The sequence below is a fragment of the Methylobrevis pamukkalensis genome (assembly GCF_001720135.1).
Lineage (GTDB): Bacteria > Pseudomonadota > Alphaproteobacteria > Rhizobiales > Pleomorphomonadaceae > Methylobrevis > Methylobrevis pamukkalensis.
This window is the reverse complement of the sequence record NZ_MCRJ01000119.1, coordinates 1-12,851: the sequence shown is the minus strand read 5'-3', so window position 1 is coordinate 12,851 and position 12,851 is coordinate 1. Positions and strand designations below refer to the sequence as shown.

Sequence of the window (12,851 nt, the reverse complement as noted above, 5' to 3'; positions counted from 1 at the left end):
CAGGACATCCAGACGCTCGCGACCGAGACCGGCCTCGAGATCACCGAGTTCCGCAAGATCGTCCATCTGGTGCAGAAGGGCGAGAAGGAAGCGCGGGTGGCCAAGAAGGAGATGGTCGAGGCGAACCTGCGTCTCGTGATCTCGATTGCCAAGAAATACACCAACCGCGGCCTGCAGTTCCTCGACCTGATCCAGGAAGGCAACATCGGCCTGATGAAGGCGGTGGACAAGTTCGAGTACCGCCGCGGCTACAAGTTCTCGACCTATGCCACCTGGTGGATCCGGCAGGCGATCACCCGTTCGATCGCCGACCAGGCCCGCACCATCCGCATCCCGGTGCACATGATCGAGACGATCAACAAGATCGTCCGCACCTCGCGGCAGATGCTGCACGAGATCGGCCGCGAGCCGACGCCGGAAGAGCTGGCCGAGAAGCTGGCGATGCCGCTGGAAAAGGTCCGCAAGGTCCTGAAGATCGCCAAGGAGCCGATCAGCCTCGAGACCCCGATCGGCGACGAGGAGGATTCCCACCTCGGCGACTTCATCGAGGACAAGAACGCGATCCTGCCGATCGATGCGGCGATCCAGTCGAACCTGCGCGAGACCACCACGCGCGTGCTCGCCTCGCTCACGCCGCGCGAGGAACGCGTGCTGCGCATGCGCTTCGGCATCGGCATGAACACCGACCACACGCTGGAAGAGGTCGGCCAGCAGTTCTCGGTGACCCGCGAGCGCATCCGCCAGATCGAGGCAAAAGCGCTGCGCAAGCTCAAGCACCCGAGCCGGTCGCGCAAGCTGCGCTCCTTCCTCGACAGCTGAGACTGCATCTCAGGCACGACACATGGCGCGGCCGTCCCTCGGGGCGGCGTTTGCATGTGGGCCTCCGGGACGCCCGCACGCCCGCGCCTTGCCCGATGCTGCGCTGCATGATCTTCTGGCCCTGCGGCGGGTTGCCGGGCAACGCGGGAGGCTGGGATGGCCGGAGACCTCGTCACCATCGGATCGGACCTGCTCACGGCGACGATCTCGCCGGACGGCGCCGAGCTGCAGAGCCTTCGGGACGGCGAGGGCAGGGACCTGCTCTGGGACGGCGATCCGGCGGTCTGGGCCGGGCGGGCGCCGATCCTGTTTCCGATCGTCGGCATGGTGGCCGGCGACCGCTACCGCGTCGGCGCCGAGGTCTACACGCTGCCCCGCCACGGCTTTGCCCGCCGCCGCCGCTTTGCGATCGTGGATACGTCGGAAAGCCGCGCCGTGTTCCGGCTGGAGGCCGATGCGCAGATGCGGGCGGTCTATCCCTTCGATTTCCGGCTCGACATGGCGTTCGACATCGCGGGCGCCTCGCTCAGCCTGACGGCGACGGTGACCAACACCGGGTCCGGGACGCTGCCGGCCAGTTTCGGCTTCCATCCGGCCTTCCGCTGGCCGCTGCCTTATGGCGCGGCGCGGGCGGAGCATATCTTGCGCTTTTCCGATCCCGAGACGGCGCCGATCCGCCGGCTGGACGCCCGCGGCCTGATCGATCCGGCGCCCGTGCCGACGCCGGTGCAAGGCCGCGACCTGCCGCTCGCCGACGCACTGTTCGAAGCCGACGCCGTCGTGTTCGACGGTCTCGCCTCGCACCGGCTCGCCTACGGCGTTCCGGGCAGCCCCGGCCTCGTCGTCGACTTTGCCGGCATGCCGCATCTCGGCATCTGGTCGATGCCGGGCGCGGGCTATGTCTGCATCGAGCCCTGGCAGGGCCATTCCGATCCGGCCGGCTTCGACGGTGAGATCTTCGACAAGCCGGGCATCGTGACGATCGCGCCGGGCGCAAGCCGGGACTTCGCGATGGCGGTGCGTCTCTCGCCCGATCCCTTCGGCGAGATCTGATGGCGCGCCGTCCCCTGGTTTCGCCTTCCCTTGGTTTCGAACCAGCATTGGGCTAAGACCGGGCAAGGAAGCGTGGACGGGCCAGCCCACCGCGCGCAACGGGCGGAGGCCGGGATGTCGTTTCTCAAATCCCTGTTCGGCGGGCGCAAGGCCGCGGACGACGGCGCGCCGAAGGAAACCGCGCGCCTCGAGCACGGCGGCTTCATCATCCGCGCCATGCCCTACAAGACCGGCGGCGAATACCAGACCGCGGCGTGGTCGAGAAGACCTTCGGCGACGAGACCAAGAGCCACCGCTTCGTGCGCGCCGAAAAGCACGCCACCGAGGCGGCCGCGACGGAATTCGCGCTGACCAAGGGCCGGCAGATCGTCGAGCAGCTCGGCGACCACGTCTTCGACTGATCTGGCCGAGGGCCGGCCGACGGTGCTTCCCGGCCTCGGGAACCAGGGCGGGCGCATCCCGTTTTCCCTGCACACGTAACTTGGCACAGACGACGGAGGACTCGCATGTCCGCGACTGAGACCCGGGCGCTGATCGCGCGCTACTACGAGGCCTTCAACGCCGGTTCGATCGAAGGCATGCTCGCCCTGCTCGACGAGGACGTCGCCCACGACCGCAACCAGGGCGAACGCAAGATCGGCCGCGAGACATTCAAGGATTTCTCGATCCACATGAAGCGCTGCTACCGCGAGCATCTCACCGATCTGGTGATCATGGTGTCGGAGGACGGCAGCCATGCGGCGGCCGAGTTCACCGTCAACGGCACCTATCTGGAGACCGACGAGGGTCTGCCGCCGGCCAGCGGCCAGACCTACGTGCTGCCCGCCGGCACCTTCTTCCAGATCGAGGACGACAAGATCGTCCGCGTCACCACCTGCTACAATCTCAACGACTGGATCGCGCAGGTGTCGCGGTGACCGAGGCCGCGACGGACCGGACGGCGATTCGCGTCGTTCCGCTGACCGGCGCGGACATTCGTGCGGCTCTCGACGCGCTGGCGGATCTGCGGATCGCGGTGTTCCGCGCCTTCCCCTATCTCTACGACGGCACGCGCGACTATGAGCGCGACTATCTGATCGAGTTTGCGGCCAGCGACGGCGCCGTGCTGGTTGCCGCCCTCGACGGGGACCGGATCGTCGGCGTTTCCACGGCCTCGCCGATGGCCGGGCAGAAGCCGGCCTTCCGCCAGCCCTTCGCCGAGGCCGGCTTCGATGTGGACCGGCTGTTCTATTTCGGCGAATCGGTGCTGCTGCCCGGCCATCGCGGCCTCGGCATCGGCCATGCCTTCTTCGACCACCGCGAGGCGCGGGCGCGGGCGGCGGGGGCGACGCATGCCACCTTCTGCGCCGTGGTGCGCGCCGTGGATCATCCGCTGCGGCCGGAGGGCTATCGGCCGCTGGATGCATTCTGGGGCAAGCGGGGGTATCGTCCGCAGCCCGGCCTCACCACCACCTTCAGCTGGAAGGACGTGGACGAGGCGGGCGAGACCGCCAAGACGATGCAGTTCTGGATGCGCGACCTGCGGTCCGGAGACTGACGACACCAGGCCGACAAGGGGCCGACAAGGGGCCGATCACGGCCCGGCCGCAGACGAGGAGTGCCCGCATGGCCCGCCGCTTCCGCATCGCCGCCGCGCAGTATCCCATCGAGGCGATCGCCAGCCTCGACGCCTACGAGGCGAAGCTGGCGCAGTGGGTGGAGGCCGCCGCCAAGGGCGGGGCGCGGCTCGCCGTCTTTCCCGAATACGGCATCATGGAGCTTGCCGCCGCCTTCCCGAGTGTCGCCGCCGACCTGCAGGCCTCGATCGCCGAACTCGACCGGCGCCTGCCGGAGATCGACGCGCTGCACCGGGCGCTCGCCCGCCGCCACGACATGCACATCCTCGCCTCCAGTGCGCCGGTGCGCGGCAGCGACGGCCGCTTCCGCAATGTGGCGCGGCTGATCACGCCGAAGGGCAATGTCGGCCGGCAGGAGAAGATCGTGATGACGCGTTTCGAGCGCGAACAGTGGGGCATCGCCGGTGGCGGTCTCGTCAACGTCTTCCGCACGGAGCTTGGCACGATCGGCGTCTCGATCTGCTACGACGTCGAATTCCCCCTGATTGCCCGCGCGCAGGCGGAGGCCGGCGCCGAGATCATCCTGGCGCCGTCTGCCACCGACACGATGAAGGGCTACTGGCGCGTGCGGCTCGGCGCGCAGGCGCGGGCGCTGGAAAACCAGTGCTATGTGGTGCAGGCGCGACCGTGGGCCGGGCGGAGTGGTCGCCAGCCATGGACGACAACCGTGGGGCCGCCGCCGTCTACGGCCCGCCCGACATCGGCTTTCCCGACGACGGGGTCGTGGCGATCGGCACGCTGGACGAACCGGCCTGGGTGTTCGCCGACCTCGACCTCGACAAGGTCGCGGCGGTGCGCAGCGACGGCGGCGTGCTGAACCACCGCCACTGGCCCGAACAGGGCGGCACCGAGATGCCGCCCGTGGCCGGCTTCAAAGCCGAGGTGATCGACCTGCGCTAAGGGAAACCCTCATACGAGCGCGCATATGAACCGACCTCTCTCCGCCCTCACCCTGAGGTGCGAGCGGAGCGAGCCTCGAAGGGCGGGGGCGACCTCGTCCATCGAGACGGGCGCAAGAGCGCCCTCCTCAGCATGAGGCCGATCGAGTCCGTTCATCGGCGCGGCGGTATCAGTTCGCGCCTTCGTCCGTGATGCGGAAGGTCACCGACAGGTCGACGCGGATCGCCGATTCGCCCGCGGCCACCGGCACGGTGTCCATCTCGGCCTTGGGCGAGGCGGCCATGCGCATGAACATCGGCTGCGGCGCCGAGCCGATGTTCTCGCTCACCTCGAAGATGCCGCCGATCTTGAAGCCGCCGGCATCGGCGTAGAGCTGCGCCCGGCGGCGCGCCTCGGCCATCGCCTTGCGGCGGGCCTCGTCGAGCAGGGCCGCGTCGTCGTCGACGGCAAAGGCGATGCCCTGGATCTGGTTGGCGCCGAGCTTGACCACCTTGTCCAGCAGCGGGCCGGCGCCGGCAAGATCGCGGATGCGCACCTGGATGGTGTTGGCCACCCGGTAGCCGCTGACGCGGGGCGGATCCTGGGTGCCGTCGTCCTTCGGGCGCGGATAGACGTAGACCGGCTCGATGGTGAAGTTGGAGGTCTGCACGTCGCGCTCGGCGACCCCGGCCTCCTTGACGGCGGTGACCAGCGCCGACATCGCCGTGTTGTTCTCGGCCAGCGCGTCGGCGGCCAGCGGCTTCTCGCTGACGACGCCGAGCGTGACCACCGCCATGTCCGGGGCGGCGTGGACGATGCCCTCGGCCGTGATGTTGAGGACGGGCTCGCGCGGGCGCTCCTGCGCATGCGCCGGCAGGGCGAGGAAGGTCGCGGCAAGGGCAAGGGCGAGGCTCTGACTGCGGATGGACATGAAAATCTCCGGACGACGGGTGTCGTGAAAAGGCTGCGGCAACTCTAGTCGCCGGGACGTGGCCTGTCCCGACATCGTTTCGGATCGAACCGATCCCGGCCGCAGGTGGCTTTGTCGGCGGGCATTGCGGCGGCAGTGGGACGGGGGCGGCCCGGGCCTCCGGGCGGCAGCTCTCTTCCGGATCGGTCACGCCGTCCGGATTGATCAGGCCGGCTGATCGCCCGGTTGCCCCGGCCTTAAGCGGGCGTTCACGGCGTTGGCGGGACGCCGGCCGATGCTTACCCGTCGTTCACCCTCGGCGGGCAGGGTGCTTGCCAGTGTGGACGCCGTGCGCGCCGCGCAGCCTGCAACGGACCCGTGTGCCACTGGCGCCGGGCGGACCGCTTCGGGCCGCGCGGGCATGGCCGGAGCAGGGGGCAACGACATGACCGACATTTTCCAGCCGTCCGGATGGGGCTTCTCGCTTGGCGGCCGGGCGCGGCGCACCTCCAGCTACGAATGGGCGCGTCCATGTCCGACCCGGCTGACCGCGGCGCCGATCGATCCGTCGTGGATCGTCGACGGCACGCCCGAGGCCCGCTCCGCCAAGCTCGCCGAAAGCCGCGACGGCGGCGCCGTCACCACCTTGTGGGACTGCAGCGCCGGCACCTTCCGCTGGCATTTCACCTGGGAGGAGACCGTGCAGATCCTTGAAGGCGAGGTGATCGTCACCGACGCCTCGGGGCAGGTCACCCGCTTTTCCGCCGGCGACGTCGGCCATTTCGACGCCAGCAGCTGGGCGCTGTGGCATGTGCCGGTCTATGTGCGCAAGATCGCCTTCTGCCGCCAGCCGACCCCCGGCCCGGCCACGGCGGCCCTGCGCATGGTCAACGCCCTGCGCACCCGCTGGACCCGCGGCGCGCCCGCAACCTCCCGGCGGTGCCCCCGGCGGCCTGAGGCGCGGGTTCCCGAGCCGGTTCGCCAGTGGCCGGCGCGCACGTCCGCCGGGTCTCCGATATCAAAGCCGGCTCGGACGCTGGCGATCGCGTCATCCCGGCCGGCGAGGGGACCACCCCCGCGCTGGCCCCTTGCCGCCCGGTCGCGAAGCAGGTTAATTCAGGCGTCGCCGCGCAGAACTCTCGTCCAGCGTGCGCACGGGCCTGTAGCTCAATGGTTAGAGCCGACCGCTCATAACGGTCTGGTTGGGGGTTCGAGTCCCTCCGGGCCTACCAAATCCCCACTGTCGTTTCGCTCTTAACGGGTAAACAATTTCCCTCACGACAACGCCCTGCCCGTTGCCGGGCAGGGCGCTTCGCGGCCGCGGGCCGGTGCCGGCCGGCCTCGCGGGGCGAAGATCCGGCCGGGGCTTGACGTTATTTCGCGAGGCTGCCGGCGATCTTGCCGGAGAGGTAGCCGAACAGCGCGCCGATCACCATCGAGATGGAGATGTTGAGGAAGGGGCTGGTCTGGATCGCGGCCGAGAGCGGGTCGGCGCCGGCAACCAGCAGGCCGAAGGCGGCGGTGCAGGCGTAGCCGTAGACGGCGGCCGGGATCGCGCCGAGCAGCGGCGCGTGGGCGCCGAGGATCATGACGGCGACCGTGACGCCGACGATCACGGAGATGATCGGCACGCTGCCGCCCGACATCTGGCCGACGAGGATCAGCGCCACGGTGGCGCAGAGCGAGCCCCAGATGTTGGCCGGGATCGAGGCCTTGAGGCCGGCTTCGCCGCCGCCGCAGTGGAAGAAGCTGGCCCAGGCGATGAAGCAGGCCCATATCTGCAGGCCGAGGCCGGTGATGTTGCCGACGAAAATGTAGGTTGCGACCGCACCGAGGATGCCGATGACGATGGCGAGAGCCGTTACGAGATTCATTGGGGTGTCCCTCCCGATATTTTCTGGCGCCGTCCGGGGTGGCCGCCCTCCGCAAGGATCTTCCCGATTGAAGATCTGTTGCGACGCAACAAATATATCTTGTATCCCCGCCCGACGGCGGGACTATGGATCAAGCCGAATTGTTTGTCATTTTCATTGATTTAACGAATTCGTCACTTCACTGGTCGCGGTGAATAGTCCTGATGAGGCAATACGTTCGGAAAAGTTCCCGTCCGAAGGCAGTAAATCTGGCATCTGTTGTGCCAGAAATACATCCTGTGAATAATTGACGGCGCGACATGTGCCGGAACGGCGCAAGTGGCAGGGCGTCCTTGCCGCTGCGTTGGAAGTGGTGGTCCGCGCGCTTGCGGAACTTGGCGGTCCGCCGGTTGTTCGGCGCTCTATTCTGTTGGCTGACTCATGCATGTGCGAAGCACTGTGGCCGCGCTTCTTGGTCGCAGCCTCGGGCCGCTGACCGTGACCGGCGGGGCTGCCTCCCGCGTTTGCCCCTTTCGTTCGCGGGGGCGGCGGGTTAGAACGTCGCCACTTTCCGGCGGACATTTCGAGGCTTCGGCGATCCATGGCGCGTCAGTTCATCTACTACATGCACGGCCTCACCAAGGCCTATGGCGGGGGCAAGAAGGTCCTCGACAACATCCACCTGCAGTTCTACCCGGACGCCAAGATCGGCGTGCTCGGCCCGAACGGCTCGGGCAAGTCGACCCTGCTCAAGATCATGGCCGGCCTCGACAAGGAATGGACCGGTGATGCCTGGGTGGCCGAGGGCGCGAAGGTCGGCTACCTGTCGCAGGAGCCGCAGCTCGATCCCACCAAGACCGTGTTCGAGAACGTGATGGAGGGCGTGGCCGAGAAGAAGGCGATCCTCGACCAGTACAATGCGCTGATGATGGACTACTCGGACGAGAACGCCGAGAAGGCCGCGACGCTGCAGGACGTGATCGACGCCGAAAACCTCTGGGATCTCGATTCCAAGGTGGAAATGGCGATGGACGCGCTGCGCTGCCCGCCCGGCGAGGCCGAGGTGGCGCCGCTGTCCGGCGGCGAGAAGCGCCGCGTCGCGCTGGCGCGCCTGCTGCTGTCCGAGCCGGACCTGCTGCTGCTCGACGAGCCGACCAACCATCTCGACGCCGAGACGGTCGCCTGGCTGGAAAAGCACCTGCGCGAGTTCAAGGGCGCGGTGCTGATCGTCACCCACGACCGCTATTTCCTCGACAACGTCACCGGCTGGATCCTCGAGCTCGACCGTGGCCGCGGCATTCCCTACGAGGGCAACTACTCGGCCTATCTGGAGAAGAAGTCCAAGCGCCTCGACCAGGAGGGCCGCGAGGACGCCGCCCGCCAGCGGGCGCTGTCGCGCGAGCGCGAGTGGATCTCGGCCTCGCCGAAGGCACGCCAGACCAAGTCCAAGGCGCGTATCCAGGCCTATGACGAGCTGCTGCGCCGGTCCGAGGAGCGGCAGGCGAGCGGCCAGGCCCAGATCGTCATCCCGGCCGGCGAGCGGCTCGGCGACAATGTCATCGAGGTCAAGAACCTTTCCAAGGGCTACGGCGACCGCCTGCTGATCGACGACCTGTCCTTCTCGCTGCCACCGGGCGGCATCGTCGGCATCATCGGCCCGAACGGCGCCGGCAAGACCACGCTGTTCCGGATGATCACCGGGCAGGAGACGCCGGATTCGGGTTCGGTGCGCATCGGCGAGACCGTGCATCTCGGCTATGTCGACCAGTCGCGCGACAGCCTGAACCCGAACAAGACCGTCTGGGAGGAAATCTCCGGCGGCCTCGACGTGATCACGCTCGGCAAGCGCGACGTGAACAGCCGCGCCTATTGCGGCTCGTTCAACTTCAAGGGCGGCGACCAGCAGCAGAAGGTCGGCACGCTCTCGGGCGGCCAGCGCAACCGCGTGCACCTCGCCAAGATGCTGAAGGCGGGCAACAACGTCCTGCTGCTCGACGAACCGACCAACGACCTCGACACCGAGACCCTGTCGGCGCTGGAAGACGCGCTGGAGGATTTCGCCGGCTGCGCGGTGGTGATCTCGCACGATCGCATGTTCCTCGACCGTCTCGCGACCCACATCCTCGCCTTCGAGGGCGACAGCCACGTGGAGTGGTTCGAGGGCAACTTCGAATCCTACGAGGAAGACAAGAAGCGCCGCCTCGGCGCCGACGCGGTGCTGAACCCGCGGCGGATCAAGTACAAGCCGCTGACGCGGTGAGCGAGACAGGGGCGGGGCCGGTTCCCCGCCCTTTTCTTTTCGGCGGCTCGCGGGCGGGCAGGGCCTCCCGCCGGTCGGCACCGGCATCTTCCGCGCGCCCCGCAGAAGGCCCGTCCGCGCCCGGGTTGCAGCCCGCACTCCGCGTGCCTGTCGGCTGCGTGCGAAGGCGAGGGCGGCCCGAGGGGGGGCCGTACGGGGCCGGCGGATCCCAACCCTTAAAAAGCCGTAACTTGACGGGGCCAACTCTCCCAAAGCTTTATGAAGTCATGATCTGACCGGCGGCAGGACGCGGGGCTGGAGGCGACGGGCCGGACGGAGGGCTCGCGCCGGACGCCGGTGCCGAGACGGAGCGCAACGATCGCTTCCGGATCTGTCGCGGTCGAAAGGATCACGGAATCGCAAAGGGAGGACTTCAATGATCAGGACGACACTCGCGCTGGCGCTGGCCGCCGGCTTTCTCGCGGCGCCCGCCCCGGGCTTCATGACCGCTCCGGCCAGCGCCGCGCCGCTGTGCGACGGCACCAAGCTCGGCTTTGCCGGCCTGCTGGCCAAGTGCAACCGCGGCGAGACGGTCAAGCTGACGCTGGCCTCGGGCCAGCCGCTCTACACGGGCGAGGGCCCGGTCAAGCTGCAGTCCGGCGCCTACTACACGCTCGAGATCACCGCCGACGGTTCGGCCGAACTCGCGATCACGGGGCCGCAGTTCCTGCGCGCGATCTGGATCAACGAGATCGTCATCAACAGCATCGAGATCCGCCCGATGGCCATCGACTCCATCGAGTTCGACAAGGCCGGCGTCGTCGAGATGTCGTTCATCGCGATCAAGCCGGGCACGTTCGATCTGCACATCCCGGGGACGTCGGGCGACACCCAGAAGGTCGAGTTCACCATCCAGTGACCGCGGTCATCGGCTTGCCGATCCGGCAGGCCCTGCCGCCGAAGCGCTTTGTTCAGGCCGCAGGTCCCGTCCGCCCGGAGTGCGGGCGGCCTGCCAAGGGAGGAGACCAACAATGATGAAGACCATTCTGCTCGCTAGCACCCTCATGCTGCTGCCCGCCGCCGCCATGGCCCAGGAAGTTCCGGCCGAGACCGTGACCCAGATCCAGGCGATGCTGAAGGACATGCAGTGCGAAGTGGACGAGGACAACATCGAGATGGATGACGGCGGCTACGAGCTCGACGACGTGTTCTGCGCCGACGGCCAGTATGACATGGACCTCGACAAGGACCTGAAGGTCGTCAACAAGACCAAGGAGTGATCGCTGCGGCGGCCACCCCGTTCATCCGGAGGGCGTGCCGCAAGGCGCGCCCTCTTTCGTTGCAAAGTCCTCAGGAGGTCCCATGTCCGACTGGTCGGCGACGCAGTATCTGAAATTCGAGGCCGAGCGTACGCGGCCAGCGCGCGACCTGCTCGCGCAGGTGCCGCTGATGCAGCCGCGGACCGTGGTCGACATCGGCTGCGGGCCGGGCAATTCGACGGAGCTTCTGGCGGCGCGCTGGCCGGAGGCCGAGGTCTCCGGTCTCGACACCTCGCCGGCGATGCTGGAGGCCGCGCGGCGCCGGCTGCCGGGTGTTGCCTTCGTTCACGCCGACGCGGCGACCTGGGTCCCCCCCCAGCCGGTGGACGTGATCTTCGCCAATGCCGTGTTCCAGTGGCTGCCGGAGCATGTGGAGGTGCTGGTGCGGCTGATGGACCAGCTGGCGCCCGGCGGCGTGCTGGCGGTGCAGATGCCCGACAACGTCGCCGAGCCCTCGCACCGGCTGATGCGCGAGACGGCGGCGGCGATGCCGTTCGCCGGGAAACTGGAGGGCGCGGCGCGCTCGCCCCTGCCGCCGCCCGCCGCCTATCATGAGGCGCTGGCGCCGAAGGCCAGCCGCGTCGAGACGTGGCACACGGCCTATCACCATCGCCTGGAGGGCGCGCCGGCAATCGTCGAGTGGGTGTCCAGCACCGGCCTTCGGCCCTTTCTCGATCCGCTGGACGAGGACGAGCGCGCGGCCTTCCTTGCCGACTACGGCGGCCGCATCGCGGCGGCCTATCCGCCGCTGACCATCGGCGGCGTGCTGCTGCGCTTTCCGCGGCTGTTCATCGTCGCGGTGCGATGAGCCGTTACACTTTGCGACACGCCTGGCACAGGGCTGCGACGAAGATGCGGTAGACCATGGCGGTCGGCTCGAGGTGCGTCCAGACATCGGGCCGGGTCCTTCCTTGCCAGGAGATGTCCTGCCATGTCCGTCGCCGTCTCGTCACCCCGTCCCGCCGCCTATTCGCTCGGGCAGATCACCCTTCACTGGATCATTGCCGCGCTGGTCCTGTTCCAGCTCGCGTTCGGCGACAGCATGGGTCGCCTGGCCTCGCTTCTGAGGCGCGGCGAGACGCGCGGCGCGGGCGACGTGCTGATGGCCGATCTCCATATCTATCTGGGGATCGCGGTTCTCCTGCTGGTTCTCGTGCGCATCGTGCTGCGCATCCGGCTCGGGGCGCCCGCCACGCCGGCGCGGGGTCATCCGCTGCTGGGACGGCTCGCAGCCGCCACCCACCAGCTCTTCTATCTGCTGCTCGTCGCCATGCCCGTGACCGGGCTCGTCGCCGAGTATCTCTATCGCCCGATGGGGGAATTTCACGAAGCGGGCAAACCCCTGTTCATCGTGCTGATCCTGCTGCACGTGGCCGGGGCGCTGTTTCACCAGTTTGCCCTGAGGGACGGTGTCCTGACCCGCATGCTGCGTCCCGCGGGCTGATGACATCGCCCGTCAGCGGGATTGTTCGCTAAATCGTGAACGCTCTGTTACGTCCGCCCGCGCTGCAATTGCGCCGGAAATGGTTTAGATACAAAGGCGTTCTAGGCGTCCCGCCCGGATACCGGGCGGGAGACGCGAATGAATTTTGCCGGATTCGGTTGACGACCGACCGATCCCCGAGCCACGCCTCCGTGGCTCCTTGCGCCGACCGAACCGGGAGTTCCCCATGAAGAAGATTCTGCTGCTCGCCTCCGCCCTCGTGCTCACCACCGCCACCGCGCAGGCGGCCGACAAGTACACGCTCGATCCCAGCCACTCGCAGGTGGTGTTCACCTACAACCACCTCGGCTATTCCAACACCGTCGGCATGTTCTCCGGCTTCACCGGCGACATCATGCTCGACGCCGAGGATCCCTCGAAGTCGACCGTCTCCGTGTCGATCGACACCGCGTCCCTGATCACCGGCTGGCCGGAGCGCGACGCCCACTTCAAGACCGGCGACTTCTTCGACGCCGAGGCCGCCCCGAAGGTGACCTTCGTGTCGACCAATGTGGAAGTGACCGGCGAGAAGACCGCCAACATCACCGGCGACCTGACGCTGAACGGCATCACCAAGCCCGTCGTGCTCGAGGCCACGCTGAACCAGATGGGCGAGCATCCGATGGCCAAGAAGCCCTGGGCCGGCTTCGACGCGACAGCCACCATCAAGCGTTCGGACT

General features: G+C 67.9%; 14 protein-coding genes, 1 tRNA gene and 2 pseudogenes. 15 read left to right on the top strand and 2 right to left on the bottom strand.

Annotation, left to right across the window (positions count from 1 at the left end; translation table 11 throughout):
- The 7 genes and pseudogenes from rpoD to A6302_RS23665 form a co-directional block, all read left to right on the top strand.
- Positions 1-819: RNA polymerase sigma factor RpoD (gene rpoD, locus A6302_RS16785; protein ID WP_069308000.1), on the top strand; the 819-nt coding region annotated here is incomplete at its 5' end.
- Positions 820-975: 156 nt separating this feature from the next.
- Entirely contained in the window at positions 976-1,872 is an 897-nt protein-coding gene (locus A6302_RS16780) for an aldose 1-epimerase family protein (protein WP_069307999.1), read from the top strand.
- A 114-nt stretch (positions 1,873-1,986) separates the two neighbouring features.
- Positions 1,987-2,273 (top strand): annotated as a pseudogene (locus tag A6302_RS26285) (HlyU family transcriptional regulator).
- Positions 2,274-2,378: 105 nt separating this feature from the next.
- Entirely contained in the window at positions 2,379-2,789 is a 411-nt protein-coding gene (locus A6302_RS16770) for a ketosteroid isomerase-related protein (RefSeq protein ID WP_069307998.1), read from the top strand.
- Complete coding sequence (locus A6302_RS16765) at positions 2,786-3,409, top strand: GNAT family N-acetyltransferase (protein ID WP_069307997.1); 624 nt, start codon at positions 2,786-2,788, stop codon at positions 3,407-3,409. The genes A6302_RS16770 and A6302_RS16765 overlap by 4 nt, the downstream gene beginning before the upstream one ends.
- A gap of 68 nt (positions 3,410-3,477) precedes the next feature.
- Positions 3,478-4,305 carry a nitrilase-related carbon-nitrogen hydrolase gene (locus A6302_RS16760; RefSeq protein ID WP_210183369.1) on the top strand — a complete coding sequence of 276 codons (828 nt, stop codon included), beginning with the start codon at positions 3,478-3,480 and terminating at the stop codon, positions 4,303-4,305.
- Positions 4,245-4,388, top strand: a complete 144-nt coding sequence (locus A6302_RS23665) for a hypothetical protein (RefSeq protein WP_210183368.1) — start codon at positions 4,245-4,247, stop codon at positions 4,386-4,388. Before A6302_RS16760 ends, A6302_RS23665 begins: the two co-directional genes overlap by 61 nt.
- A gap of 169 nt (positions 4,389-4,557) precedes the next feature.
- On the opposite strand, the gene A6302_RS16755 is transcribed toward A6302_RS23665, so the two are convergent.
- Entirely contained in the window at positions 4,558-5,298 is a 741-nt protein-coding gene (locus A6302_RS16755) for an SIMPL domain-containing protein (protein ID WP_069307996.1), read from the bottom strand.
- A gap of 274 nt (positions 5,299-5,572) precedes the next feature.
- Here A6302_RS16755 and A6302_RS26280 point away from each other — a divergent pair.
- Positions 5,573-6,052: pseudogene (locus tag A6302_RS26280) on the top strand (cupin domain-containing protein); the annotation flags it as partial.
- 381 nt (positions 6,053-6,433) lie between these two features.
- Positions 6,434-6,509 (top strand) — tRNA-Ile (locus A6302_RS16745).
- 141 nt (positions 6,510-6,650) lie between these two features.
- On the opposite strand, the gene A6302_RS16740 is transcribed toward A6302_RS16745, so the two are convergent.
- Positions 6,651-7,151, bottom strand: coding sequence for a DUF1097 domain-containing protein (locus A6302_RS16740; RefSeq protein WP_069307994.1), 501 nt, complete (start codon positions 7,149-7,151; stop codon positions 6,651-6,653).
- A gap of 580 nt (positions 7,152-7,731) precedes the next feature.
- Between A6302_RS16740 and ettA the strand changes: the two genes are divergently transcribed.
- The 6 genes from ettA to A6302_RS16710 all read left to right on the top strand — a co-directional run.
- Positions 7,732-9,390, top strand: a complete 1,659-nt coding sequence (gene ettA / locus A6302_RS16735; protein WP_069307993.1) for an energy-dependent translational throttle protein EttA — start codon at positions 7,732-7,734, stop codon at positions 9,388-9,390.
- Positions 9,391-9,805: 415 nt separating this feature from the next.
- Positions 9,806-10,288, top strand: coding sequence for a cupredoxin domain-containing protein (locus A6302_RS16730; RefSeq protein WP_210183367.1), 483 nt, complete (start codon positions 9,806-9,808; stop codon positions 10,286-10,288).
- Positions 10,289-10,400: 112 nt separating this feature from the next.
- Positions 10,401-10,649 carry a PepSY domain-containing protein gene (locus tag A6302_RS16725; protein WP_210183366.1) on the top strand — a complete coding sequence of 83 codons (249 nt, stop codon included), beginning with the start codon at positions 10,401-10,403 and terminating at the stop codon, positions 10,647-10,649.
- Positions 10,650-10,731: 82 nt separating this feature from the next.
- The gene (gene tam, locus A6302_RS16720) at positions 10,732-11,496 is read left to right on the top strand and encodes a trans-aconitate 2-methyltransferase (protein ID WP_069307992.1); all 765 of its coding nucleotides are present in this window, start codon (positions 10,732-10,734) and stop codon (positions 11,494-11,496) included.
- 123 nt (positions 11,497-11,619) lie between these two features.
- The gene (locus A6302_RS16715; protein ID WP_069307991.1) at positions 11,620-12,132 is read left to right on the top strand and encodes a cytochrome b; all 513 of its coding nucleotides are present in this window, start codon (positions 11,620-11,622) and stop codon (positions 12,130-12,132) included.
- A 226-nt stretch (positions 12,133-12,358) separates the two neighbouring features.
- A partial coding sequence (locus A6302_RS16710) for a YceI family protein (protein ID WP_069307990.1) occupies positions 12,359-12,851 on the top strand: 493 nt, incomplete at its 3' end.

Bases quoted from the DNA above. Each gene is read 5' to 3' on its own strand.
- A6302_RS16780 (WP_069307999.1), top strand. From the start codon at position 976: ATGGCCGGAGACCTCGTCACCATCGGATCGGACCTGCTCACGGCGACG.
- A6302_RS16770 (WP_069307998.1), top strand. From the start codon at position 2,379: ATGTCCGCGACTGAGACCCGGGCGCTGATCGCGCGCTACTACGAGGCC.
- A6302_RS16760 (WP_210183369.1), top strand. From the start codon at position 3,478: ATGGCCCGCCGCTTCCGCATCGCCGCCGCGCAGTATCCCATCGAGGCG.
- A6302_RS16755 (WP_069307996.1), bottom strand. From the start codon at position 5,298: ATGTCCATCCGCAGTCAGAGCCTCGCCCTTGCCCTTGCCGCGACCTTC.
- A6302_RS16740 (WP_069307994.1), bottom strand. From the start codon at position 7,151: ATGAATCTCGTAACGGCTCTCGCCATCGTCATCGGCATCCTCGGTGCG.
- ettA (WP_069307993.1), top strand. From the start codon at position 7,732: ATGGCGCGTCAGTTCATCTACTACATGCACGGCCTCACCAAGGCCTAT.
- A6302_RS16730 (WP_210183367.1), top strand. From the start codon at position 9,806: ATGATCAGGACGACACTCGCGCTGGCGCTGGCCGCCGGCTTTCTCGCG.
- A6302_RS16725 (WP_210183366.1), top strand. From the start codon at position 10,401: ATGATGAAGACCATTCTGCTCGCTAGCACCCTCATGCTGCTGCCCGCC.
- tam (WP_069307992.1), top strand. From the start codon at position 10,732: ATGTCCGACTGGTCGGCGACGCAGTATCTGAAATTCGAGGCCGAGCGT.
- A6302_RS16715 (WP_069307991.1), top strand. From the start codon at position 11,620: ATGTCCGTCGCCGTCTCGTCACCCCGTCCCGCCGCCTATTCGCTCGGG.